Below are 22,412 nucleotides of genomic sequence, written 5' to 3'. Positions count from 1 at the left end.
GACGACCGCGCGCCGGGCCAGCGCCGCGTCGAGCGCGGCCCACGCGGCGTCCACCCGCACGTGCAGACGGTCGAGACGGTTGGCCGTGGCCAGCAGCCACCACACGACCGCGGCGGTCACGAGGACCGCGACGATCAGCGCGACCAGCAGGGTGGTCACCGCGGCACCCCTTCCCCGGTGCCGACCGTGCGGGGATCGGCGGCGATCGCGGTCTCGTAGACCCGCAGCACCTGTCCGACGACCGTCGTCCAGTCGTAGAGCGCGACCCGTCCCGTGGCCGCCGCGGACAGCTCCGCCCGCCGCACGGGGTCCGCCAGCAGCGCGCCCAGTGCCTCCGCCAGGGCCCGGGGGTCGCCGGTGGGGACCAGCAGCCCGGCCCGCCCGTCGTCGAGGACCCGGCGGAACGAGTCGAGCCCGCTGGCGACCACCGGGGTCCCGGCCGCCATCGCCTCGGTGAGGATCATGCCGAAGCTCTCCCCGCCGGTGTTCGGGGCGCAGTAGACGTCCACGCTGCGCAGGGCGCGGGCCTTGGTGGCGTCGTCGACCCGGCCGAGCAGGTCGATCCGGTCGGCCAGCTCCGGGCCGCCCTGCCGGTACAGCGTCTCGGCCTCACCCCGGCCGACCACCAGCAGCCGCAGGTCCGGCAGCCCGGGGGCGAGCCGCCGGAGCGCGTCCAGCAGCACCCCCATGCCCTTGCGCGGCTCGGTGAATCGCCCGACGAACCCGACCGTGCCGCCCGCGCGCGGATACCCGGGCAACGGCCGGGCCGTGGAGAAGAGTGAGGTGTCCACCCCGTTCGGGATCTCGACGGCATCCCCACCCAGGTGCTCGACCTGGACCCGGCGTGCCAGCGCGGAGACCGCGATCCGGGCGGTGACCTTCTCCAGCAGCGGGCGCAGCACGGGTTCGAAGGCCGCCAGGGTGCGCGACCGCGGGGTGGACGTGTGGAAGGTCGCCACGATCGGCCCCTCGGCGAGCTTCAACGCGAGCAGGGACAGGCTCGGCGCTGTGGGCTCGTGCAGGTGCAGCACGTCGAGGTCGGACTCGCGCAGCCACCGCCGGACCCGGGCGTAGGAGACCGGGCCGAACTGCAACCGCGCCACCGACCCGTTGTAGGGGATGCCCAGCGACCGCCCGGCCGGCTGCACGAAGTCCGGCAGGTCCGGTCCGTCCTCGTCCCCGGGCGCGAGGACGGACACCGTGTGCCCGTGCGCCCGCAGCGCCGCGGCCAGGTCCCGCACGTGCCCCTGCACCCCTCCGGGCACGTCGAAGGAGTACGGGCAGACGATCCCGATTCTCATGCCGCACCGGTCCTCACGCCGCACGCCCCCGCGCGGGCTCCGCGGAGCGGTCGGCCTCCCAGAACGACTGCAGCATGTGCCAGTCGGTCGGGTGCGCGGCGATGTCGCCGGCGAACACGTCCGCGACCGCCTGGGTCGCCGCGCCGACCTCGTCCCGGTTGTTGACCCGCACCGGCGGGTGGATGCGCAGGCCCCAGCCGCCGTCGGTGAACCAGGTGCCGCACGGGAGCAGGGCGGCACCCGTGCTCAGCGCCAGCCGTGCGGGCCCGACCGGGAACCGCGCGGTCTCGCCGAAGAACGACACGGGATGGCCGGAGCCGGTGATGTCCCGGTCGCCGACCAGGCACACCACCGTGTTCTCGCGCAGCCTGCGCAGCAGCGCGCGGAACGACACGCTGCCGTCGGCGGGCACGACCTCGAATCCCAGGGACTCCCGGTAGGCCACGAACCGCTCGTACAGCGACTCCGGTTCGAGCCGCTCCGCCACCGTGGTGAAACTACCGGAGTGGCCCACCAGCCACACTCCGGCGACGTCCCAGTTCCCGGTGTGCGGCAGTGTCATCACCGCCCCGTTGCCCTCCGCCAGCGCGGAGTCCAGGTAGTCCGCCCCGGTGACGTCCACCCGCGCACGGACGTCGGCGACCTCGCTCGCGGGCAGCCGGAACGCCTCGTGCCAGTACCGGGCGTACGAGCGCAGCGCCCGGCGGGTGAGGTCGTCGAGCTCGGTCGGCCCCGCCTGCGGAACCACCCGGGAGAGATTGTCGCGCAGCCTGCCGACCCCGGCGGGCGCGCGCCGGGCGACCAGATCGGCGGCCACCGAGAACAGCGGGGCGGACACGCGCTCGGGCAGTGCCGGCACCAGCCGCCACCCGAGGGCGTAACTCCAGTCGGCGACCCGCATCCCGAGCGTGCTCACGTCCGTGCCCCTCCCGTGGCCCTCGACACGCCCACGATCCGTTGCACCAGCGTCACCAGTGACAGCGCGGCGAGCAGCCACTGCGACGCCTCGACGGCGTGGGGCAGCCCCAGTCCGTACAACCCCGTCCCGACCAGCGCGATGATCAGCCGTTCCGCCCGTTCGACCAACCCGCCGTTGGCGGCGTCGGCGAAGCCGGACGCCTCGGCCCGTGCCTTGATGTAGGAGATCACCTGGGCGAGCACCAGGCACGACAGCGCCGCCGCGGCGACGCGCGGGTTGTCCGCCACGGTGAAGGCCCACCACGCGATCGCGGCGAACAACGCACCGTCGACCAGGCGGTCGCACGTGGCGTCCAGCACCGCACCGAAGGGCGTACTCCCCTTCACCCGGGCCATCGCACCGTCGAGAAGGTCGAGCATGACGAAGCCCCACACGACGAACGTGCCGGTCAGCAGCATTCCGAGCGGGAAGAACACCAGGGCGCCCGCCATCGCACCCACGGTGCCGAGCACGGTCATCGCGTTGGGCGTCAGCCCGAGCCGGACCAGCGCCGCACCGAGCGGGTCGGTGACGCGGGACACGGACGCGCGCGCGAAGATGTTGAGCATCTCATCCTACGGGAGCCGGTGCTGATCGGGTTCGATCGGCAAACCCTATCGAGTTGCCCCCGCACCACCGTCCGATGCCCTCACCCCGGCGTGTACGCCACCCCGCCGGCGCGGTCCGGGCGGGCTCAGCCGGCCGGGTCACCGTCGCGCGCGACGACCGCACGGTTCCCGTCGACCCGGTCCTCCACGACCGGGTGGCAACGGTCGGCCCCGTCGTCGCCTGCCGCGTCCGCCTCCGCCTCCGCACGGGCGCACTCGGGAAGCAGCCGGTCCCGCACGGCGGCGCTGATCTCCCCCAGCTGGCGCACCTGTTCCGGGCTCAGCACGTCGAACAGTCCCTCCCGCACGGCCTGTGCGTGTCCCGGTGCCGCCGATTCGATCGCGGCCAGCCCGTCCGCCGTGAGGTGGGCGAAGGCCCCGCGTCGGTCCGTCGGGCACGCCTGGCGCCGCACCCACCCGTGGGCCTCCATCCGGGTCACCGCGTGCGAGAGCCTGCTGCGGGACGAGCGGGTGACCTCGGCGAGCTCGCTCATCCGGAGCACGTGGTCCTCCGCCTCGGACAGCGCGACGAGGACCTCGTAGTAGGTGAACGGCATCCCGGCGTCCCGCTGGAGCTGCCCCTCCAGGTGCGCGGTGAGCAGGTCGACGGCGGTCAGGAAGTCACGCCAGACGCGCTGCTCCGCGTCGCTGAGCCAGCGGGTTCCGGACATGCCCCCATCCTAGCCCTGATTGAGCACTCAACCAGCCTCGACTCGTCGTCCGCCCCCGTGCGGCTTCTCGACACCCCCTCTAGTTGAGCCCTCAACAATCCTCGTTAGACTGATGCTTGAGAGCTCAACAAAGGGCCTCCGGGTCACCCGATCTCCCTGCGAACCAACGGAGGACTGTTCACATGACAGCCACCACGACCGACATCCCCGGCTACGTGACCGGCACCTGGACCATCGACCCGGTCCACTCGAACGTCAGCTTCGTCGTGCGCCACCTCGGCGTCACGAAGGTGCGCGGCCGGTTCACCGACTTCGAGGGTGAGATCGTCACCGCCGAGGACATCCGGAACTCCTCGGTGACCGCCACGATGCGCACGGCCAGCGTGGACACCACGAACGAGCAGCGGGACGAGCACGTCCGCAACGCGGACTTCCTCGACGCGGAGAACCACCCCACGCTGTCCTTCCGCTCCACCGGCATCCGGGTCGACGGCGGGGACTACCTGATCGACGGCGAGCTGACCCTGCGGGGCGTGACCCGGCCGGTCACGCTCACCGCCGAGCTGGGCGGTTTCGGGGACGGGATGACCGAGGGCAGCACGATCCTCGGTGTCTCGGCGCACACCGAGATCAACCGCAGCGACTTCGGCGTCGGCGAGGGGGTCCCCTCCGCCGTCGTCAGCGAGAAGATCCGCATCGAGCTCGACATCGAGGCCATCAAGCAGGACTGAGTCCCGCGTGCGCGCCGACGCGCGCGGACCGGCGGGACCCGGCGGGGGTCGGGGTCACCAGGCCTCGGCCAGCATCCGCCGGGTCTCGCCGAGCAGCTGCGGCAGCACCTTCGTGTGCCCGACGACCGGCATGAAATTGGAGTCCCCGCCCCACCGCGGCACCAGGTGCTGGTGCAGGTGGGCGGCGATGCCGGCCCCGGCGACCACGCCCTGGTTCATGCCGATGTTGAAGCCGTGCGCCCCGGACACCGAGCGGATCACCGTCATCGCATGCCGGGTGTACTCGGCCAGCTCCACCGTCTCGTCGCCGGTGAGCTCGGTGTAGTCGGCCACGTGCCGGTAGGGCACCACCATGAGGTGCCCCGGGTTGTACGGGTAGAGGTTGAGCACCGCGTACACGGTCCGGCCCCGCGCCAGGATCAGCGCCTCGTCGTCGGCCATGCCGACCAGTCGGCAGAACGGGCACTCGCCGGAGTCCTCGTCCGCGGGCTTGTTCTCGCCCTGGATGTAGGCCAGCCGGTGCGGGGTCCACAACCGTTGCAGCTGGTCGGTGACCCCGACCCCGTCCTGGCCGACGTACTCGGGCCCGGGCGCGTCACCGCCGGGGCCCCGGCCGCCGTCGACGTCAGCGGCCAACGAGCGCTCCCACGGACTCGGCGGTCGGGGAGGTGTTCTCCCGGCGGGCCACCCAGTCGGCCACCGCCGCCACCGCGGTCTCGACGGGGACGCCGTTGATCTGGCTGCCGTCGCGGAACCGGAACGACACCGCGCCCGCCTCGACGTCCTTGCCGCCCGCGAGCAACAGGAACGGCACCTTCTGGGTGGTGTGTGTCCGGATCTTCTTCTGCATCCGGTCGTCCCCGGTGTCCACCTCGATGCGGATCCCGTGTCGGCGCAGCTCCTTCGCCACCCCGTTCAGGTGCTCGACGTGGTCGTCGGCGATGGGGATGCCCACCGCCTGCACCGGCGAGAGCCAGGCCGGGAACGCGCCGGCGTAGTGCTCGGTGAGCACACCGAAGAACCGCTCGATGGAGCCGAACAGCGCGCGGTGGATCATCACGGGTTGCTGCCGCGATCCGTCGGCGGCCTGGTACTCCAGGCCGAACCGCTTCGGCTGGTTGAAGTCGAGCTGGATGGTCGACATCTGCCAGGACCGGCCGATCGCGTCCCGCGCCTGCACCGAGATCTTCGGCCCGTAGTAGGCGGCACCGCCCGGGTCCGGCACCAGTTCCAGGCCCGATTCCTCGGCGGCCGCCCGCAGCGTCTCGGTGGCCTCGTCCCATTCCCACTGCTCGCCGATGAACTTCGGGGACTCGTCCCTGGTGGACAGCTCCAGGTAGAAGTCGTCGAGTCCGTAGTCGCGCAGCAGGTCCAGCACGAACGCGAGCAGGGAGCGCAGCTCACCCGGCATCTGCTCCTTGGTGCAGTAGATGTGCGAGTCGTCCTGGGTCATCCCCCGCACCCGGGTCAGCCCGTGGACGACGCCCGACTTCTCGTACCGGTACACCGACCCGAACTCGAACATCCGCAACGGCAGTTCCCGGTAGGAACGCCCCCGCGCGGAGAAGATCAGGTTGTGCATCGGACAGTTCATCGCCTTGACGTAGTAGTCGGTGCCGTCGAGATGCATCGGCGGGAACATGTTCTCCGCGTAGTGCGGCAGATGCCCCGAGGTCTCGAACAGGTCCGACTTCGACACGTGCGGGCTGTTGACGAACTCGTAGCCGTGCTGCTCGTGCTTGAGCCGGGAGTAGCTCTCCAGCTCGCGGCGGATGACGCCGCCCTTGGGGTGGAACACCGGCAGGCCGGAGCCGATCTCCTCCGGGAAGGAGAACAGGTCGAGTTCCGCACCGAGCTTGCGGTGGTCCCGCCGCTCGGCCTCGGCGAGCATCTCCAGGTACCGCTCCTGGGCCTCGGTCGATTCCCAGGCGGTGCCGTAGATGCGCTGCAGCTGCGGGTTGTTGTCGTCCCCGCGCCAGTAGGCCGCCGCGACCCGGGTGAGGGTGAACGCCGGGATGTGCTTCGTGGTCGGCAGGTGCGGGCCCCGGCAGAGGTCGCTCCACACCCGCTCCCCGGTGCGCGGGTTGAGGTTGTCGTAGATCGTCAGCTCACCGCCGCCGACCTCCATCACCTCGGAGGTGTCCACCGCCCCGGTGTCCGCCTCCGACTTCAGTTCGACCAGTTCGAGTTTGAACGGCTCGTCGGCGAGTTCGGCGCGCGCGTCGGCCACCGAGTCGACCGCCCGGCGGGAGAACCGCTGGGAGTCCTTGACGATCCGCTTCATGCGCTTCTCCAGCGCCTGCAGATCGTCCGGGGTGAACGGCTCGTCCACGGCGAAGTCGTAGTAGAAACCGTCCTTCACCGGGGGGCCGATCCCCAGCTTGGCCTCCGGAAACTGCTCCTGCACGGCCTGCGCGAGCACGTGCGCGGCCGAGTGCCGAATGACGCTCCGGCCGTCCTCGGTGTCCGCCGCGACCGGCTCGACCTCCACGTCGGTGTCCGGGGCCCAGGCGAGGTCGCGCAGGGCGCCGTCGGCGTCCCGCACGACCACGACCGCGTCCGGGCCCTTCGCGGGCAGTCCCGCCTCACGCACCGCGGAGCCCGCCGTGGTGCCTGCCCGCACCAGCACGCGCGGAGCGGACGGGGCTGCGGCGGACGACGGTGGCGACACGGGTACTCCTCGACGTGGGGATGGACTTCGGGGGACGCCTCCGATGTTAATCGCCCGCGGTGCCTCTCCCGCCACGGGCCGCGTGTCGCACACCCGCACGCGCACGCCCGGTGCGGGGGACCCCGGGCGCGGCGACGGCACGACCCCCGCACCGACTCCGCACCGTGATCATGGTCGGGGGCGACGGTCGACGACACCCGGTCCATGCATCGGAGTGACTCCGATCACAAAGTGTGTGTCGTTACACCGACATCGCAGGGCACAAGCTGCTCGTTAGAGTGGTGCCATCGCATTGGAACCCAGCATGGGCGACGAAGCGTGACAACGACCGGGAAGGCGTTGGTCACTCCGAGTGACGATTGATCGGCGTTTTCCCGGAGCGAGGCGATCCCGCCTCGTTTCCGGACGGGACCGGCCGGTGCGGGGTTCACCCGCACCGGGAATGGTTCTCCATCGTGGTTGGTTGGACCCCATGACGGCGGGAACATGCACAACAACCCCGGTACCCGCCGGGCTCGGCCGACCGGAGACGAGAAAGGCCGGAGAACCCGTGGTTCTCCGGCCTGTTCGATGACAACAACTGAACTGATGTGGTGGGCGATACTGGGATCGAACCAGTGACCTCTTCGGTGTGAACGAAGCGCTCTCCCGCTGAGCTAATCGCCCCCTCGCGGTGTGTGAACCACTGTAGCGGAGCCCCGGGGCCCCGCCACGAGGGGGGTCCCCTTTCCGGTCGACGCGGCCGGGAGCCGGGGAGCCCGGACGGTACGGGCCCGTGCTCACGGTGGGCTCACCGACCGGGCACGGACCGGAGTCCTGAGCGGGTCGATCGCGTGTCACCTGCAACAATCGCGCGACTTGCCTGTCGTCCGCCCGTCGAACCGAGCAGGATGTACCGGGGTGCCGACACCACGGGCACGCACACACGTGCGGGTGATGTTGGGCCCCACGGCGTGCGAGCCGACGTCGGTACGCGTCTCACCCGACAGACACGGCGCAAGCCGGCCGGGAAGGAGCAGAAGGGTAACGACCATGCGAAACGATCACGTGACGCTCCGGTCCACGGCGGTCTTCGACCTGCTGGCACCGAGGACCCCGCCGGTTCCGGTGAAGGTCGAACTCCGCTACGACACCCGCGACCCGTACGCGGTCGTCGCGGCCTTCCGGACCGGCCGCGCGGGCTGGGTGGAGTGGGTCTTCGCCCGCGACCTGCTCGCCGACGGCCTGCTCGGCGAGGCCGGCGACGGCGACGTGCGGATCCGCCCGTCGATCGAGGACCCCGAGTCCGTCCTGGTGGAGCTCAACTCCCCCTCCGGACACGCCATGTTCGAGGCCTCGGCCCAGGAGCTGGCCGACTTCCTCGACCGGACCTACGACGTCGTCCTGCCGGGCAACGAACACCTGTGGGTGGACGTCGACGACGCCCTCACCCGGCTCATCCCGAACGATCTGACCTGAGCACGGCCCCGCACCCGGGAATGACCACCCCCCGTGCGAACGGCCTCACCGCCATCCGATACAGTTCTTCACACACCGACGACGACGGGTCGCACGGAACACCCCCGACGGGGTGGGACGGATGACCCGGAGTCGCCGACTGCGGACGTAGCGCAGCTGGTAGCGCATCACCTTGCCAAGGTGAGGGTCGCGGGTTCGAATCCCGTCGTCCGCTCGACTGCGGCGGCATTCCGCAGTTGGGTCGAGCTTCGTGCCCGATCCACGCACACGGCGGAGTGGCCGAGTGGTTCAGGCAAGGGCCTGCAAAGCCCTGTACACGGGTTCGATTCCCGTCTCCGCCTCGCGCGATTAGCTCAGCGGGAGAGCGCTACCTTGACACGGTAGAGGTCACTGGTTCGATCCCAGTATCGCGCACCCTCCGATCCCCCGCCCGGCCAGCCGGGCGGGGGTTTTCGTGTCCGCACCCGGCACCGTCCGGCGGTACACCACCGGCCGTCCGCTACACCGAGACCGGCGTGGGTGCACCCGGCTCCACTCCGGGACTCATCCCGGGTCCACCCGCCGGAGCTGTTCGAGGAGCTCGGCGACGTAGCGCGCGTCCACGTGGTCCCGGCCTTTGACCAGCACCAGGTCGTCGTGCAGTGTCCGCAACGTCCGCTCGCCCTGCTCGACGTCGTCGCGCGCCGCCTGCAGTTCGCCGATGTTGCGGCGCACCTCGAACGCGGTTTCGGTGCCGTCGCCGCGCTCGGCGCTGATTCTGTCCAGGACGTCGCGGAACCGGAGGAGTGCTTCGTCGACCCGGCCCAGCTCGACCCGGCAGTACGCGGACTGCCGGAGACATTCCACCGCGTCCTCGCTACGCGGCCCCTCGGTCCGGGCGAACGCGTCCGCGAGGGCGTCGAACTCGGGGCGGGCGAGACGGTACTCACCCGCGACGACCAGGATCGCGGCCCAGCGCAACCGGAGCTGCAGCACCTGCGGGTTCTCCGCGCCGAGGGCGTCGCCCGCCGGCTGGATCACGGCGTCGAGGACTTCGGCGGCCTGGACGAACCGCCCTTCGTCCAGCAGCACGTCGGCCCGGTCGACCGCCTGCTCCATGGACTCCCGCAGGACGGTGCGTGGCACCCGGGACGCCGCGGCCGCCGATTCCGCCGCGTCGGGGCGCTGAAGCACCGGTCCGGACTCGGGTCTGCTGCCCGGCGCGTTGGGGCGGCGGAACACCAGTGTGGGGTCCGGTATCCCGCTCGATCCCGCCCCGCTCGCCTCCGGTGCCGAACCGAGGGTCGGCAACAGGGGCAACAGCCGTTCGTAGACCTCCGCGGCGTCGGCGGGGCGCTCGGTCGGCGCCTTCGCCAGCAGATCCAGCACGAGACGGTCGAGCTCGGCGGGAACGTCCGCACACACCTCCCGTAACGGCACCGGGGTCGCCTTGAGGTGCCGGTTCCACCGGTCGATGTCGGTGTCCCCGCCGAAGACCGGGAAGCCCGACACCAGTTCGTAGAGCACACAGCCGAGCGCATAGAGATCGCTGTGCGGGGTGACCTGCCTCCCCCTGACCTGCTCCGGAGACATGTACAGGCTGGTGCCCACGGGCGTGCCGGTCGCGGTGAGTCGGGCCGTGTCCGGCCGCAGCACCGCGGCGATGCCGAAGTCGAGGATCTTCACCGCACCGTCGTCGGTGACCAGGACGTTCTCCGGTTTGAGGTCCCGGTGCACGACCGGCACCGCGTGTGCGTGGGACAGCACCGTCGCGATCTGCGCGCCGAACGCGGCGGCCCAGCTACTCGGCAGCGGCTCCCGCTGGTCGATGAACGCACGCAGCGGCACCCCGTGCACGTGCTCCATCACCAGATACAGTTCGGCGGCCCCGCTGTCGAGCCCGGCGTCGTAGACCTGCGGGACCCCGTGGTGCAGGATCCGTGCGGTGACGCGGGCCTCCCGCTGGAAGCGTTTCGCGAGTTCCTGTACCGCTTCCCCACTGCCGAGGGCCTGCGGGCTGATCCGCTTGACCGCCACCTCGCGGTCGAGCACGACGTCGAACGCCCGCCAGACCGTGCCCATACCGCCGGAACCGATCTCGTCGCGCAGCTCGTAGCGACGGCCGACCGTGTCCGCCACGCGTTCTCACCCCTCCGACCGTCAGACTCCACGGACCGTCACACGCCACCGACCGGGGCGTCACGCGACGTCCTCGAAACCCTCCTGCCTGCGGATCAGCCGCCACGCCGCGCTGCGGGCGCTGCGGTTCAGCGACTCCTTGAACCTCCGGTCGCGACTGCTGAAGTACTGGTCTCCGAGGTCGGCGATGGTGTCGATGTGGTCGGCCATCTTGCTTTCGAAGACGTCGTCGAAGACGACCCCGAAGTTCTCCTCGGTGTTGGCGACCGCGGCCTGCCGGACCTTGTCGTCGTCGACGGTCTCCTGGAACGGCCGCGCCACGTCCTCTTCGGTGAACGTGGTGCCGTGCCGGTTGTTGAACTTTTCGATCAGCTCCGACAGCAGCGACTTGTCCTGGTCCGTGCCCGTGCCGGTCCCGTCGCCGAACCCGCGCAGTTCCGCGGTGCCCTCCGGGGTGAGCCCGAGGTCGTGTTCCCCGGTCTTCTCCACCCGGAGGTGGGTGAGGTCGACCTCGCCGATGTCGACGCCGCCGTCCCTGCCGCGCGGGAGCCGGTTGAGCAGGTGCCGCCCGAACAGATACAGCCGCTCCAGTTCGGCGTCCCGGTAGGGCACGATCTGCGACAGGAACCCGTACTTGCGGACGAAGTCGCCGAGATCGAAGCGGAACCGGTCCGCGACCTCGGACAGGGTCTCGTCGTTCAGGTGGGCCTCGTAGCGTTCCACGGCGGGCGCGATGTGCCGGTAGAGCTCTGCGTGCAGCGTCGCCCACTTCGCCTCGCTGCCGCTGGAGACCTGCTCGGCCGCGAGGAACGCCCGCGCGAACTCGATCATCTCGGCGTCCACGAGGATCTGCGCGGACAGCACCCGGCTCTGCGCGTTGTAGAGCAGGTTCGGGTCCGAGGGCAGCGTCGTCGCGTCCTCGAAGTACGGCCGGAACGACTCCTGGATCGCGTCGGCGTCGTTGACGAAGTCCAGCACCGCCAGGTCCGCCTGGGTCTTGCGGTCGGTGGTCCGGTTGAGCCGGGAGAGCGTCTGCACCGCCGAGATCCCGCCGAGCTTCTTGTTCACGTACATCGTCGTGAGCAGCGGCTCGTCGAACCCGGTCTGGTACTTCTCCGCCACCACCAGGATCCGGTATTCGGGCTGCCCGGCCCCGCCGCCCCGCGTGGTGACGTCGTCGGCGCGGGTGTAGGCGAACGCCTTCGGCAGCGCGCCTTCGGGCAGGCCGCCGTTCTCCTGGGATTCGGTGACCTCCTCCCCCTCGTAGGTCAACGAGCCGGAGAACGCGACGAGCACCCCGATGTCGTCACGGAGTTTGCCCTGTTCGCGCAGTTCGGCGAGGTACTTCTTGACGGCCCGCGACATCTGTACCGCGCTCTGCCGGGAGGCGGTCACCACCATCGCCTTCGCGCGCCCGCCGAGCCGCCCGAGCGTGTGCGCCCGGAAGTGGTCGACGATCACCTTCGCGTGTTGCGCCACGGTCGAGGGGTGCATCACCGCGGCACCGGCGAGCTGCGGGTTCGCCTTGTCCGGGTCCACCTCGCGGTCGTCGGGGTTGTTGTTGATCAGCTTCCAGTAGGTGTCGTAGGTGACGTAGTTGCGCAGCGGGTCGAGGATGAAGCCTTCCTCGATGGCCTGCCGCATCGAGTAGGTGTGGAACGGCACGAACGCGCGCTTGCCCCCGTGTTCGCCGAGGACGCCGAAGTACTCCAGGGTCTTGGCCTTCGGCGTGGCGGTGAACGCGAAGTAGGACAGGTTCGGGTTCTTCGCGCGTTCGGCGACGCGCCGCTTGAGCCTGACTTCGAGGTCGTCGTCGCCCTTCGCCCCGCTCGTGCCGACCTCGTCGCTGTCGTCGTCGGCGTCGAGCGCGAGTCCCCGGAGCGCCTTGCGCACGTCCCCGGCGGCGTCGCCGGACTGGGAGGAGTGCGCCTCGTCCACGATGATCGCGAACTTGGCGCCCTTGATCTCGGTGGGGTTCTCCCGCAGGTAGTCCAGCAGCGCGGGGAAGGTCTGCAGCGTGACCGTGATGATCTTGCCCTGCTCGCTGGACAGGCGTTTCGCCAGCTGCTCGGACTTCGAGCCCTGCTTCTCGTCGATCGCCACGACCGTGCCCGCGGTCTGCTCGAAACTGCCCACCGTGGCACGCAGCTGCGCGTCGAGGTTGCGGCGGTCGGTGATGATGAGCACCTTGTCGAACACCGGTGCCCCCGGCCGCAGCCCCTTCTCCCGCGCGTCCGCGTCCAGCTCGGCGGGGTTCGTGGGGGTGTGCAGCGAGGACAGACGGTAGGCCAGCCACGCGATCGTGTTCGACTTGCCGGAACCGGCGGAGGCCATGACGAGATAGTCGCGGCCGGTGCCGTGGCGGGCGGCGTCCGCGGTGATCTTCTTGACCGCGTCCCACTGGTGGTAGCGCGGGAAGATCAGCGACTTCTTCAGCCGCCCGTTGACGCCCTTCTCGCGGTGCTCGTGCACGAACCGTTCGAGCAGGTCCAGCCAGTTGTCCCGCTCCCACACCTGTTCCCACAGGTACGAGGTGGCGTACTTGCCGAACTGGACCGCGGCCGGGTTGCCGGCACCGCCGGGCCGGCCCGGCCCGTTCGAGCCGGTGTTGAACGGGAGGAACCGGGTGCGTTCGCCGCGCAGCTCGGTCGCCACGAACACCAGATCGGGGTCGACGGCGAAGTTCGCCACCACCCGCTTGGCGAAGATCAGCTCGCTGGAATCGCGTTCTTTGCGGTACTGGTTCTTCGCGTGCTCGACGCCCTGCCCGGTCAGCGGGTTCTTCAGCTCGGCCGTGGCGACGGGGATACCGTTGACGAACAGCGCCAGGTCCAGGCGCTTGTCCCGGTCGGCCTGCTTGGCGGCGTAGGCCAGTTCGCGGACGACGGTGAGCCGGTTGGCGCGATAGTCGTCGAGCGCGGAGTCCGAGGCGACCAGCGACGGTTTGAAGTAGGCCAGCCGGATGCGCACGCCACGGTCCTTGACGCCCTTGCGCAGCACGTCGAGCACCCCGTCAGTGTCGAGGGCCTTCGCGACCCGCTGCGCGAACCCGCGCTGCGCCGCATCGGCGTCACCGCCGTAGAAGGTGAGCAGCTCGTCCCACTCGGCCTGCTGAGTGGCTCCGATGAAGCTGAACAGCTGCCCGGTGTCCAGACCGAGACCAGGGTCGTAGTCCGAGGCGGCGCCCAGCTCCCAGCCGCGCTCGGTCATCGCGTCCACGATCGCGGTCCCGAACACTGATTCGTAATGAATCGGGCTCATCGGCTACTCCTCGATTCCCCGCCCACTCGCGGCGGACACGTCGAACTCCCCGTTGACGGCGGCGGTGATCAGGGCCTGACGGCGTTCGGACAACAGCATGACTTGCCGTTCAGTCAGCGCGACCATTTTGTCAATCTGGAGTTTTTCTTTGTCGACCGCTTCAGCGATCCTGCGTTGCACGTCGAACGACGGAAGGGACAGCATCGCTGCGCCGATCTGATCACCACTAATGTGCGGAACAGAAACACCGGTGAGGTCCTGCTCCACCGAATACCTAAAATGGGCTGAACACAAATACCAACGTAAATATTGCATAGACACGTCGGAGATTTTTCTCAGGCAAGCTACACGCTGGAGAAGAAGCGCCGGAAGGCTATCGCCATCGACGAAAGACAGCCTCAACCCTTTTGATATCCAGGGGCGATCCATACCCAAAACTAGGTCACCTTGCCGAAGGTGGAACCGCCGAGGAATCGGGTTCCGATCGACGTCCCAGTAGGCAACCTCGTCCCACGAGAGAGATCCTACCGAGACATTGATACCACGCAGCAAACGAATACCCTGATCTTCGCTTACAAAACCGTCGCTCGGGAAGGAATATCCCGGGATTATCTGGCAAAGTCGCGATAGTTTAACAGAGGACCAAGCGCCAGAAGAATCACGGATACCTATCTCCGCGAGGGCATCACCATCACCGACAACAACGCCATCTATGATTTGGTCAAACCGGGATTGACTGATCTCACTCTGCCTGTCCCGAAGGGCCAAAACTTTGTCGATGCGGGCGGTCTCGGCGTCGAGGAAGTCGGCGATGCGGCGCTGCTCTTCTAACGGAGGCGGACTTGGGATGTGCACCGCATAAGCGGCTTCACGAGAAAGACCTGGGATCCCCACGTCTTGGGAAGCGCCTCGCAGATCTATTCCTTGGAGGACGTAATACAACCACCGGAGATCCACCGTAGTCATGCGCTCATCGATGTAGTATGCGGTGTCGATCGCAAACCCGCCGGACCCTATCCAATGAACAGATCCGTAGCTTCCCTTCCTACCAATAACTATTCCGGGAGCACGGAAGTTTCGCTCGTTGTGCGTACCTGATACTCCACCAGACCCGACAACCGGGTACTCGCCGTCGATTCGTGATTCCGATGCAAGGGAGTCCCCGTATGCAAGGCGCGCTACACGACGGAGCTGAACGGTGATTGTCACTCGGTCACCTCCCCCAGCAGTTTCTGGATCTCGGCCTCAAGCGCCTTCAGCTCGGCATCGATCTCCGCCAACGGCCTTGGTGGCTCGTACACGTAGAAGTGCCGGGTGAACGGAATCTCGTACCCGATCTTGGTCTTGGTGTGGTCGATCCAGGCGTCGGGGACGTGTGGGAGGACCTCGCGCTTCAAGTGCTCTTCGACGCCTTCATCGAGGGGCACGTTCTCGTAGTCGCGGAGTTCCGTGTCGGGTTCGGGGCCGCCCTTGACGGTCTGCACTTCCCCTTCGGAGTCGCGGACGCCGACGGCGTCGCGCAGTGCCTTGGCGAACGGGGCGCCGGTGGGCCAGGTAAGTCCGGCGCCGGTGACGGTCTCGCGCATCTCCCGGACGGCGTCGTCCTTCTTCCACCACGTCTTGCCAACCAGCGGGCGCAGCGTCTCGACGAATCGCTCCGGCGCGTCGAGTTTCTGGATCGGTTTGGCCTCGCGCAGTGCGGCGAGGGTGTCCTCGCTGATCTCGAATCGCAGCGTCAATGGACGTTCGACGGTGATGCGGCGGTAGCCGAAGTCGTCGTTGTTGAAGACCTTGACCTTGGCGTGCTGCGGGTGGCTCTCGTCCTTGGCGGCGTCCAGCGCTTCGGCGTAGAGGCGGGTGATCTCGGCGATCTGCCCGGAATCGATGTGTTTGCGCTTGTCGCCGAGGGACTTCCGCATCTTCTGCCACTGGTCGCGGGCGTCGAGCAGCACGACCCTGCCCCGGTGGTCGGGGCTCTTGCGGTTGCTGAGGATCCAGAAGTAGGTGGAGATGCCGGTGTTGTAGAACAGCTGGTCCGGCAGCGCGACGATGCCTTCGAGCCAGTCGTTCTCCAGGATGTACTGGCGGATCTGCGACTCGCCGGACCCGGCGGCTCCGGTGAACAGCGGCGAGCCGTTAAACACGATCGCCACCCGGCCACCGCCCTGCTCGGCCGGCTTCATCTTCGACAGCATGTGCTGCAGGAACAGCAGTGATCCGTCGTTGATCCTGGGCAGTGCGGGCCAGAAGCGGCTGTTCTCGCTGCGCCGTTCCAGGTCGTCCTCGACGTCCTCCTTGACCTTCTTCCATTCGACGCCGAACGGCGGGTTCGCCAGCAGGTAGTCGAAGGTGTCGCCTTGGTGGCCGTCGTCGCTGAACGAGTTGCCGAACTTGATGTTGTCGGGGTCCTGGTCCTTGATCATGAGGTCGGACCGGCAGATCGCCCACGACTCGGGGTTGAGCTCCTGCCCGTACACGTCGACGGTCGCGCCCGAATTCATGCTGGTGATGTGCTCGTAGGCAGCGCTGAGCATCCCACCCGTGCCGCACGCCGGGTCCAGGACACGCCGCACGACCCCTTGCTTGCTCAGCGCATCGTCGTCGGGGGCGATGAGCAGGTTCACCATGAGCTCGATGACCTCGCGCGGGGTGAAGTGCTCGCCCGCGGTCTCGTTGGACTGTTCGGCGAATCGCCGGATCAGTTCCTCGAAGACGTAGCCCATCTGGTGGTTGTCGACGATCTCGGGCCGCAGATCCAGGTCGGCGAACGTGCTGGTCACCTTGTAGAGCAGGTTGGCGCTGTCGAGCTTCTTGATCTGCTGGGCGAAGTCGTAGCGCTCCAGCACCTCGTAGGCGTTCGGGGAGAACCCGCCGATGTACTCGGTGAGGTGGCGTGCGACATGCGAGGAGTCGGCGGCGATCGACTTCAGCGTCAGCGGGGTGGTGTTGTAGAAGCGGTGGCCGGAAGCCTTGCGGAGGAACCGGTCGACGTCGATGTCGCGGTCGCGGTACTTCTCGACCGTCTCGAGCACCTTCTCGCGGGTGGGCGCGAGCACGCATTCGAGTCGGCGCAGCACCGTGAACGGCAGAATCACCTTGCCGTAGTCGGACTGCTTGTAGTCACCGCGCAGCAGGTCGGCCACGGACCAGGCGTGGTTGGCCAGCTCGGTGTGCCTGTCGGTGTTCAAAGACGTTCCCCTCGGTTTTCCTCGATGGTGGACCATGGTGCCGGATCGGTGACGCACTGTCACCGAGCGCGCGTCACGAACCCTCGTCCGGCGGCAGGAGCGCCCCGCCGGTGAGGCCGAGCGCCCACTGGTCGGCCAGTTCCCGCGCGATCGTCGCAGCGAGGTTCGCCGCCGAGTGCAGCGCCCGGACGCGGCGGAACGCCTGCCCGTACCGGACCTGGCGTTCGGTCGCGATCAGCGGCACCCGCAGCCGTTTGACGTCGAGTCGCTGGATCGAGCTGCCCACGGCCGCGCCGCGGACGTTCTCCTCGGCGGAGAGGAAACCGGCCAGGAAATCCGGGTCCAGCCGGTCCGGGTCCGGGCGCAGCAGGAACAGGTGCCGGCCGAGGACACTGCCCGCGTCGTGCTCGTCGGCGACGCGGGCCGGGACCGGGCCGGCGTGGTGCAGCGTCTCCGGCAACAACACGTCGCCCGCCTCGACCGGGACGAGCCTGTCGACCGGTTTGTCGTGCAGGGAGCCGGACGGTGGCTCGCCGGTACGGACGTCGTGGTGGGTCAGCACCGCGGGTGGTTCGGCTGCGTCGGACCGCGCCGTCTCCTGCCCCGGCGTCGCGCGGTACAGGGTGAGCGCGCCGCCGCGCAGGAGGTCGGCGACCGTGGCCGTGCGCCACGCCCCCGGTTCCGATCCCGCCGTCCGCCACAACCGGTCATCGCTGAGAGCGACCAGGGCGTTTCCGGTGCTGCGCAACCGGTCCCGCAGTTCGTGGGCGAGCGCCTCATGGCGGCCGGGGTCGAGGACGGGTGCGACCCGCACCTGGCGGTGCGGGGTGAGGTCCACGGTGTCGTCGAGGAGATCCACCACCGGCCGGGTGCGGACGAGGCCGGGTTCCGGCTCCACGCCGTCGGGGTCCTCGCGGAAGGCGCGCCACGCCGTGAGGACCCGTTCCGACACGTCCGGCCAGTCGATCTCCCGACCGCGGTCCGGTCCGGTCGAGGCGTCGACGAAGAGGATCGGCCGCGGATCGGCTTTCGGCGGTGGGGCCAGCACCCACACGTGCAGGCTGACATGGAGCGGCGGTGCCGCGCCCTGCGGCAGCGCGATCACCGCCCGCAGCGCACCGGTGCGCACGAGTTCGGCGCGGATCCGGCGGCCGCCGGACCGTTCGGCCGCGCCCGGCGGCATGACCACCACCGCGGTGCCGTCCGTGCTCAGGTGCGCGAGGCAGTGCTGCACCCACGCCAGTTCGGACTCCGAGCGCGGCGGCAGGCCGTGGACCCAGCGCGGGTCGTAGGCGAGATCGTCGTGGCCCCAGTCGCGGACGCCGAACGGCGGGTTGCACACCACCGCGTCGACCCGCTCGTCGGGGAAGGCGTCGGACCGGAGGCTGTCGCCAGGACGGACCTCCCCGTCGGGGGCTGAGGTCTCGACCCGAACCCGCGCCAACGCTGCCTGGTCGTCGGCGAGTTCCTGGCCGAGGACGCACGAGGCTCCCGCGCGTACCGCCGCTGCCAGCAGCCCGCCGCCCCCGCAGGCCGGGTCCAGAATCCGTTCGACACGGTCCGGCAAGGCGACCAGGAGATCGGCCAGCCCGCGCGGAGTCGGGTACATCCCGGTCGCCGTGGTGTCGACCAGGTGCTCAGCGAGAAGCCGCAACGTCGTCTCCGCGCCACGAGCGTCGAGGCAGCGCAGCAGCGCCCGGGTCGCCGAGTCCGACGCCGTGGGCGGTGCACCGTGGAGGTCACCCAGCGCCGCGGCCAGCTCCGCGCCGAACGACCCCTCGGGCAGGTCGGCGAGCTTGCCCGACCTCTCCCGAGACAGGCCCGCCAACGGCGGGACGAGCGGCAGCAGGTACCGGGCCAGCGCCCGTCCGTCGGAAGCGCCTCGCAGCGCGAGGCGCAACTCCGCCTCCGCCGTCGCCTCCGGAAGTTGCCCGCGTTCGGACAGCCACTGGCGAACGGAGTCGAGGGCGTAGGTCGGGCTCGTGTCCGTACCACCCGTCGGGCTCGGGAAGTCCGGGTGGCGGCGGCGCCAGTTGCTCACCGTGGCGCGCGTGACCCCCGCCAGCCGAGAGATCTCGGCAGCGGTCACCTGCGCGGTCAGGTCGGGCATCACGGCGTCCTGTCGTCGGCCATCAGCGGAGCGTGACGAAGCCTACCCCGTAAACGGCGGTGAATCAAGTTCACCACCAGACGCACGTTTGACAGTGCTTTCAGTTAGGTCGCACCGGATGTCCTCTGCGACCGCTACGCTCACCGGATGGCCGTCGATCTGTTCGCGGGAATCGCCGTCGCCGACTACCCGAGCGCACTCGCCTGGTACGAACGCCTGTTCGGCGCTCCCCCGACGTTCGTCGCCGGTGACACCGAGGTCGTCTGGCAACTCGCCGATCATCGGTTCGTGTTCGTCGAGCACCGGCCCGACCGCGCGGCGGGACACGCCCTGCACACGATCTTCGTCGACGATCTCGACACCCGGGTCGCTCGCATCCGGGAGCGGGGGCTGGAACCGACAACGCGGGAGACCTACCCGAACGGCGTGCGGAAGGCGACCTACCACGATCCCGAGGGCAACGAGATCGCGTTCGGTGGTGCCCCGCTCTGAGCGGGGACTCCGGCACCCGTCGCGCCCGGCGTCAGTTCTCGCCCTGGTCGCGGCGCTGTTCGGAGAGGAACTGCTCGAACTGGCTGGCGAGCTCGTCGGCGGTGGGCATCTCGTCCACGTCGGCCAGCAGGTTGTCCTCCGGCTCCACCGCGGAGAAGGCGTCGTACTGCCGCTCCAGGGCGGTGACCACGTCGGCGACCTCCTCGTTCTCCCGGACCTGCCGCTCGACCTCCTCGTCGGCGCTGACCGCCGACTCGCGGATCGCCTCCGAGGACACCGTGATCCCCGCCGCCTCGGACACCGCGTCCAGCAGGGTGATCGCGGCCGCCGGGTAGCGGGACTGGGCCAGGTAGTGCGGGACGTGGGCGGCGAAGCCCACGGCGTCGTGCCCGGCCTGGCCCAGCCGGTACTCCAGCAGCGCGGCGGCGCTGCCGGGGATCTGCATCTGCGAGTACGTGGCGCGGTAGCCGCGGACCAGCTCGGACCGGGTGGCGTGCGCCGTGACCCCCAGCGGCCGGGTGTGCGGGACCCCCATCGGGATCCCGTGGTAGTTCACACTCAGCCGCACCTGCCACCGCTCGATCAGTTCCCGCACGGCCGTGGTGAACAGTTCCCACTCGTGGTCCGGCTCCGGGCCGGACAGCAGCAGGAACGGCGTCCCGTCGGTGTCGTGCAGCAGGCGGACGGCCAGTTCGGGCGGTTCGTAGTCCGACCAGTGGTCGGCGGAGTAGGTCATCACCGGCCTGCGGGAGCGGTAGTCGATCAACCGGTCGACGTCGAACCGCGCGACGACCTGTTCGTCGTCGAACTCGGCGCGCAGGTGCTCGGTGAGCGCCTCCCCCGCGGAACCGGCGTCGACGAAGCCGTCGAGATGGTAGAGCAGCACCGCTCCCTCCGGGACGGCCACACCGGAGTCCAGTTCGTAGAGCCGCTCGGGATCGCGCCTCACCGTGTACCTCCTGACCTCGCCGTATATCGCGGTCGCCTGTCCGTGTGTCACACCCGTGGGCGCCCGGCCCATCCCACCACACGGTGTGGGAGGGGCCGCCGGGGCGTTCGACACGGGCGCGGGGAAGATTCCCGCCCCCGGACGTCCCGGCCGACCCCGCTCAGCGGCCCTTACGTGCCTTCGCGCCCTGCCCGCGGCCGGCCTTGCCGCCCCGGCGGCCGCCCTGCGGCTTCTTCTCCCGGACCCGGACGTTGATCCGGACGGGGCTGCCGGTGAAGCCGAACTCCTCGCGGAACTTGCGTTCGAGGAACCGCCGGTAGCCCGCCTCCAGGAACCCGGTGGTGAACAGCACCAGCGTGGGTGGGCGGATGCCGGCCTGGGTGGCGAACAGCACCTTCGGCTGTTTGCCGCCGCGCACCGGCGGCGGTTTCGCGGCCACCAGGTCGGACAGCCAGCCGTTCAGCCTGCCGGTGGGCACCCGCTGGTCCCACGAGTCGAGTGCGGTGCGCAGCGCGGGCGCCAGCTTGCGCACCGCGCGACCGGTGAGCGCCGAGACGTTGACCCGCTCGGCCCACGGCACCCGCACCAGTCCCCGGTCGATCTCCCGGGTGAGCTGGTGCCTGCGCTCGTCGTCGACCAGGTCCCACTTGTTGAACGCCAGCACCAGCGCCCGGCCCGCCTCGGCGACCGTGCTCACGACACGCAGATCCTGCTCGGACAGCGGCTCGCTCGCGTCCAGCAGCACGATCGCCACCTCGGCCGCGTCGATCGCGGTCCTCGTCCGCAGCGAGGCGTAGTACTCGGTGCCGTGGGCGGTCTGCACCCGGCGGCGCAGGCCCGCGGTGTCGACGAAGCGCCACGTCTGCCCGTCCAGTTCCACCAGCGAGTCCACCGGGTCCACCGTGGTGCCGGCCACGGTGTCCACCACCGCACGGTCCTCGCCGGTGATCTGGTTCAGCAGGCTGGACTTGCCGACGTTGGGCTTGCCCACCAGCGCCACCCGGCGCGGGCCGCGCGCCGCGCCGTCCCGGTCACGCGGCGCGTTCGGCAGGGCGCCCACGATCTCGTCGAGCAGGTCACCGGAGCTGCGGCCGTGCAGGGCGCTCACCGGGTGCGGCTGTCCCAGCCCCAGCGACCACAGCGACGCCACGTCCGCGTAGAGGCGCTCGTCGTCGACCTTGTTCGCGGCCAGCAGAACAGGACGGTCGGCCCGGCGCAGCACCTTCGCGACCGCCTCGTCGGTCGCCGTCGCGCCCACCGTGGCGTCCACCACGAGCAGCACGACGTCGGCGGTGGACATCGCCAGCTCGGCCTGGGCCGCCACCGCCGACCGCATTCCGGCGGCGTCCGGCTCCCAGCCGCCGGTGTCCACCAGGGTGAACCGCCGCCCGCTCCAGGTGGCGTCGTAGGCGATCCGGTCGCGCGTGACACCCGGGGTGTCCTGCACGACCGCCTCCCGGCGGGCGAGGATGCGGTTGACCAGCGTCGACTTGCCGACGTTCGGCCTGCCCACGACGGCCACCACCGGCTGCGCGGGCGCCGCGGCCGAACCGTCGGACGCCTCCTCGTCGGCCGGGTCCTGTGCGGCCTCGGCGTCGAGCCGGAGGAACTCCGACTCGTCGGACCAGGTGCCGTCCGGCACCTCGACCGTGCCGTCCTCCTGTGTCATGGGTGTCCCCGTTCCCTGTCTCGATCGAGTTCGGCCACCAGCGTGGCGAGTGCGGTGCGGATGTGTTCGGTCGCCTCGGCGAGCCCGGCCCGGCCCGGCCCGACGTCGGGGGCGAACGGTTCGCCCACGCGCACGGTCACCCGGGGACGCCACCGGAAGCGGGTGCCCGGCGGGCGCCGGGTTCCGCGCACCGCCACCGGCAGGACCACCGCGCCCGCGGAGCGCAC

General features: G+C 69.8%; 16 protein-coding genes, 4 tRNA genes and 2 pseudogenes. 6 read left to right on the top strand and 16 right to left on the bottom strand.

All coding sequences use genetic code 11. The features are described 5' to 3' along the window. From SACPADRAFT_RS32690 to SACPADRAFT_RS27010, 5 genes and pseudogenes are all read right to left on the bottom strand, one after another. Positions 1 to 150 (bottom strand): annotated as a pseudogene (locus SACPADRAFT_RS32690) (NUDIX hydrolase); the annotation flags it as partial. A 5-nt stretch (positions 151 to 155) separates the two neighbouring features. Next, a complete protein-coding gene (locus SACPADRAFT_RS0211160) occupies positions 156 to 1,301 on the bottom strand; it encodes a glycosyltransferase family 4 protein (RefSeq protein WP_007023955.1) in 1,146 nt (381 codons plus the stop codon). Between the two features lie 13 nt (positions 1,302 to 1,314). Continuing rightward, on the bottom strand, positions 1,315 to 2,217 hold the full coding sequence (locus tag SACPADRAFT_RS0211155) for a phosphatidylinositol mannoside acyltransferase (RefSeq protein ID WP_007023956.1): 903 nt from the start codon (positions 2,215 to 2,217) through the stop codon (positions 1,315 to 1,317). Next, the gene (gene pgsA, locus SACPADRAFT_RS0211150; RefSeq protein WP_007023957.1) at positions 2,214 to 2,828 is read right to left on the bottom strand and encodes a phosphatidylinositol phosphate synthase; all 615 of its coding nucleotides are present in this window, start codon (positions 2,826 to 2,828) and stop codon (positions 2,214 to 2,216) included. The genes SACPADRAFT_RS0211155 and pgsA overlap by 4 nt, the downstream gene beginning before the upstream one ends. Positions 2,829 to 2,953: 125 nt before the next feature. Further along, entirely contained in the window at positions 2,954 to 3,538 is a 585-nt protein-coding gene (locus SACPADRAFT_RS27010; protein WP_007023958.1) for a MarR family winged helix-turn-helix transcriptional regulator, read from the bottom strand. A gap of 182 nt (positions 3,539 to 3,720) precedes the next feature. Between SACPADRAFT_RS27010 and SACPADRAFT_RS0211140 the strand changes: the two genes are divergently transcribed. Further along, the gene (locus SACPADRAFT_RS0211140; protein WP_007023959.1) at positions 3,721 to 4,269 is read left to right on the top strand and encodes a YceI family protein; all 549 of its coding nucleotides are present in this window, start codon (positions 3,721 to 3,723) and stop codon (positions 4,267 to 4,269) included. Between the two features lie 54 nt (positions 4,270 to 4,323). Here SACPADRAFT_RS0211140 and SACPADRAFT_RS0211135 read toward each other — a convergent pair whose 3' ends face one another. From SACPADRAFT_RS0211135 to SACPADRAFT_RS0211125, 3 genes are all read right to left on the bottom strand, one after another. After that, positions 4,324 to 4,905, bottom strand: a complete 582-nt coding sequence (locus SACPADRAFT_RS0211135) for an HIT family protein (protein ID WP_007023960.1) — start codon at positions 4,903 to 4,905, stop codon at positions 4,324 to 4,326. Further along, a complete protein-coding gene (gene thrS / locus SACPADRAFT_RS0211130; protein WP_007023961.1) occupies positions 4,895 to 6,940 on the bottom strand; it encodes a threonine--tRNA ligase in 2,046 nt (681 codons plus the stop codon). Before thrS ends, SACPADRAFT_RS0211135 begins: the two co-directional genes overlap by 11 nt. A 591-nt stretch (positions 6,941 to 7,531) precedes the next feature. Beyond that, positions 7,532 to 7,606 (bottom strand) — tRNA-Val (locus SACPADRAFT_RS0211125). A 366-nt stretch (positions 7,607 to 7,972) separates the two neighbouring features. On the opposite strand from SACPADRAFT_RS0211125, the gene SACPADRAFT_RS0211120 reads away from it, so the two are divergent. The 4 genes from SACPADRAFT_RS0211120 to SACPADRAFT_RS0211105 all read left to right on the top strand — a co-directional run bounded on the left by SACPADRAFT_RS0211120 (position 7,973) and on the right by SACPADRAFT_RS0211105 (position 8,812). After that, entirely contained in the window at positions 7,973 to 8,398 is a 426-nt protein-coding gene (locus SACPADRAFT_RS0211120) for an SsgA family sporulation/cell division regulator (RefSeq protein WP_007023962.1), read from the top strand. Positions 8,399 to 8,539: 141 nt separating this feature from the next. Further along, positions 8,540 to 8,612 (top strand) — tRNA-Gly (locus tag SACPADRAFT_RS0211115). 55 nt (positions 8,613 to 8,667) lie between these two features. After that, positions 8,668 to 8,739 (top strand) — tRNA-Cys (locus tag SACPADRAFT_RS0211110). A 1-nt stretch (position 8,740) separates the two neighbouring features. Further along, positions 8,741 to 8,812, top strand: a tRNA-Val gene (locus SACPADRAFT_RS0211105). Positions 8,813 to 8,941: 129 nt separating this feature from the next. On the opposite strand, the gene SACPADRAFT_RS0211100 is transcribed toward SACPADRAFT_RS0211105, so the two are convergent. From SACPADRAFT_RS0211100 to SACPADRAFT_RS0211080, 5 genes are all read right to left on the bottom strand, one after another. Next, a complete protein-coding gene (locus SACPADRAFT_RS0211100) occupies positions 8,942 to 10,516 on the bottom strand; it encodes a serine/threonine-protein kinase (protein WP_007023963.1) in 1,575 nt (524 codons plus the stop codon). Between the two features lie 60 nt (positions 10,517 to 10,576). Beyond that, complete coding sequence (locus SACPADRAFT_RS0211095; protein ID WP_007023964.1) at positions 10,577 to 13,777, bottom strand: type I restriction endonuclease subunit R; 3,201 nt, start codon at positions 13,775 to 13,777, stop codon at positions 10,577 to 10,579. 3 nt (positions 13,778 to 13,780) lie between these two features. Beyond that, positions 13,781 to 14,986: a restriction endonuclease subunit S gene (locus tag SACPADRAFT_RS31450; RefSeq protein ID WP_007023965.1), complete on the bottom strand. Its 1,206-nt coding sequence runs from the start codon at positions 14,984 to 14,986 to the stop codon at positions 13,781 to 13,783. Next, entirely contained in the window at positions 14,983 to 16,965 is a 1,983-nt protein-coding gene (locus tag SACPADRAFT_RS0211085) for an N-6 DNA methylase (RefSeq protein ID WP_007023966.1), read from the bottom strand. The genes SACPADRAFT_RS31450 and SACPADRAFT_RS0211085 overlap by 4 nt, the downstream gene beginning before the upstream one ends. A gap of 73 nt (positions 16,966 to 17,038) precedes the next feature. Then, entirely contained in the window at positions 17,039 to 19,075 is a 2,037-nt protein-coding gene (locus tag SACPADRAFT_RS0211080; RefSeq protein ID WP_007023967.1) for an N-6 DNA methylase, read from the bottom strand. Positions 19,076 to 19,222: 147 nt separating this feature from the next. Here SACPADRAFT_RS0211080 and SACPADRAFT_RS0211075 point away from each other — a divergent pair, with 147 nt between their 5' ends. Next, a complete protein-coding gene (locus SACPADRAFT_RS0211075) occupies positions 19,223 to 19,567 on the top strand; it encodes a VOC family protein (RefSeq protein ID WP_007023968.1) in 345 nt (114 codons plus the stop codon). A gap of 31 nt (positions 19,568 to 19,598) precedes the next feature. Here SACPADRAFT_RS0211075 and SACPADRAFT_RS0211070 read toward each other — a convergent pair whose 3' ends face one another. The 3 genes and pseudogenes from SACPADRAFT_RS0211070 to SACPADRAFT_RS0211060 form a co-directional block, all read right to left on the bottom strand. Then, the gene (locus SACPADRAFT_RS0211070) at positions 19,599 to 20,516 is read right to left on the bottom strand and encodes a proteasome assembly chaperone family protein (RefSeq protein ID WP_007023969.1); all 918 of its coding nucleotides are present in this window, start codon (positions 20,514 to 20,516) and stop codon (positions 19,599 to 19,601) included. 160 nt (positions 20,517 to 20,676) lie between these two features. Next, a complete protein-coding gene (der, locus tag SACPADRAFT_RS0211065) occupies positions 20,677 to 22,185 on the bottom strand; it encodes a ribosome biogenesis GTPase Der (RefSeq protein WP_007023970.1) in 1,509 nt (502 codons plus the stop codon). Continuing rightward, positions 22,182 to 22,412 (bottom strand): annotated as a pseudogene (locus tag SACPADRAFT_RS0211060) (lysophospholipid acyltransferase family protein); the annotation flags it as partial. The pseudogene SACPADRAFT_RS0211060 and the gene der, both read right to left, overlap by 4 nt.

Origin of the sequence: Saccharomonospora iraqiensis subsp. paurometabolica YIM 90007, assembly GCF_000231035.2 — a bacterium.
Taxonomy (GTDB): domain Bacteria; phylum Actinomycetota; class Actinomycetes; order Mycobacteriales; family Pseudonocardiaceae; genus Saccharomonospora; species Saccharomonospora paurometabolica.
This window is presented reverse-complemented; position numbering and strand designations above follow the sequence as displayed.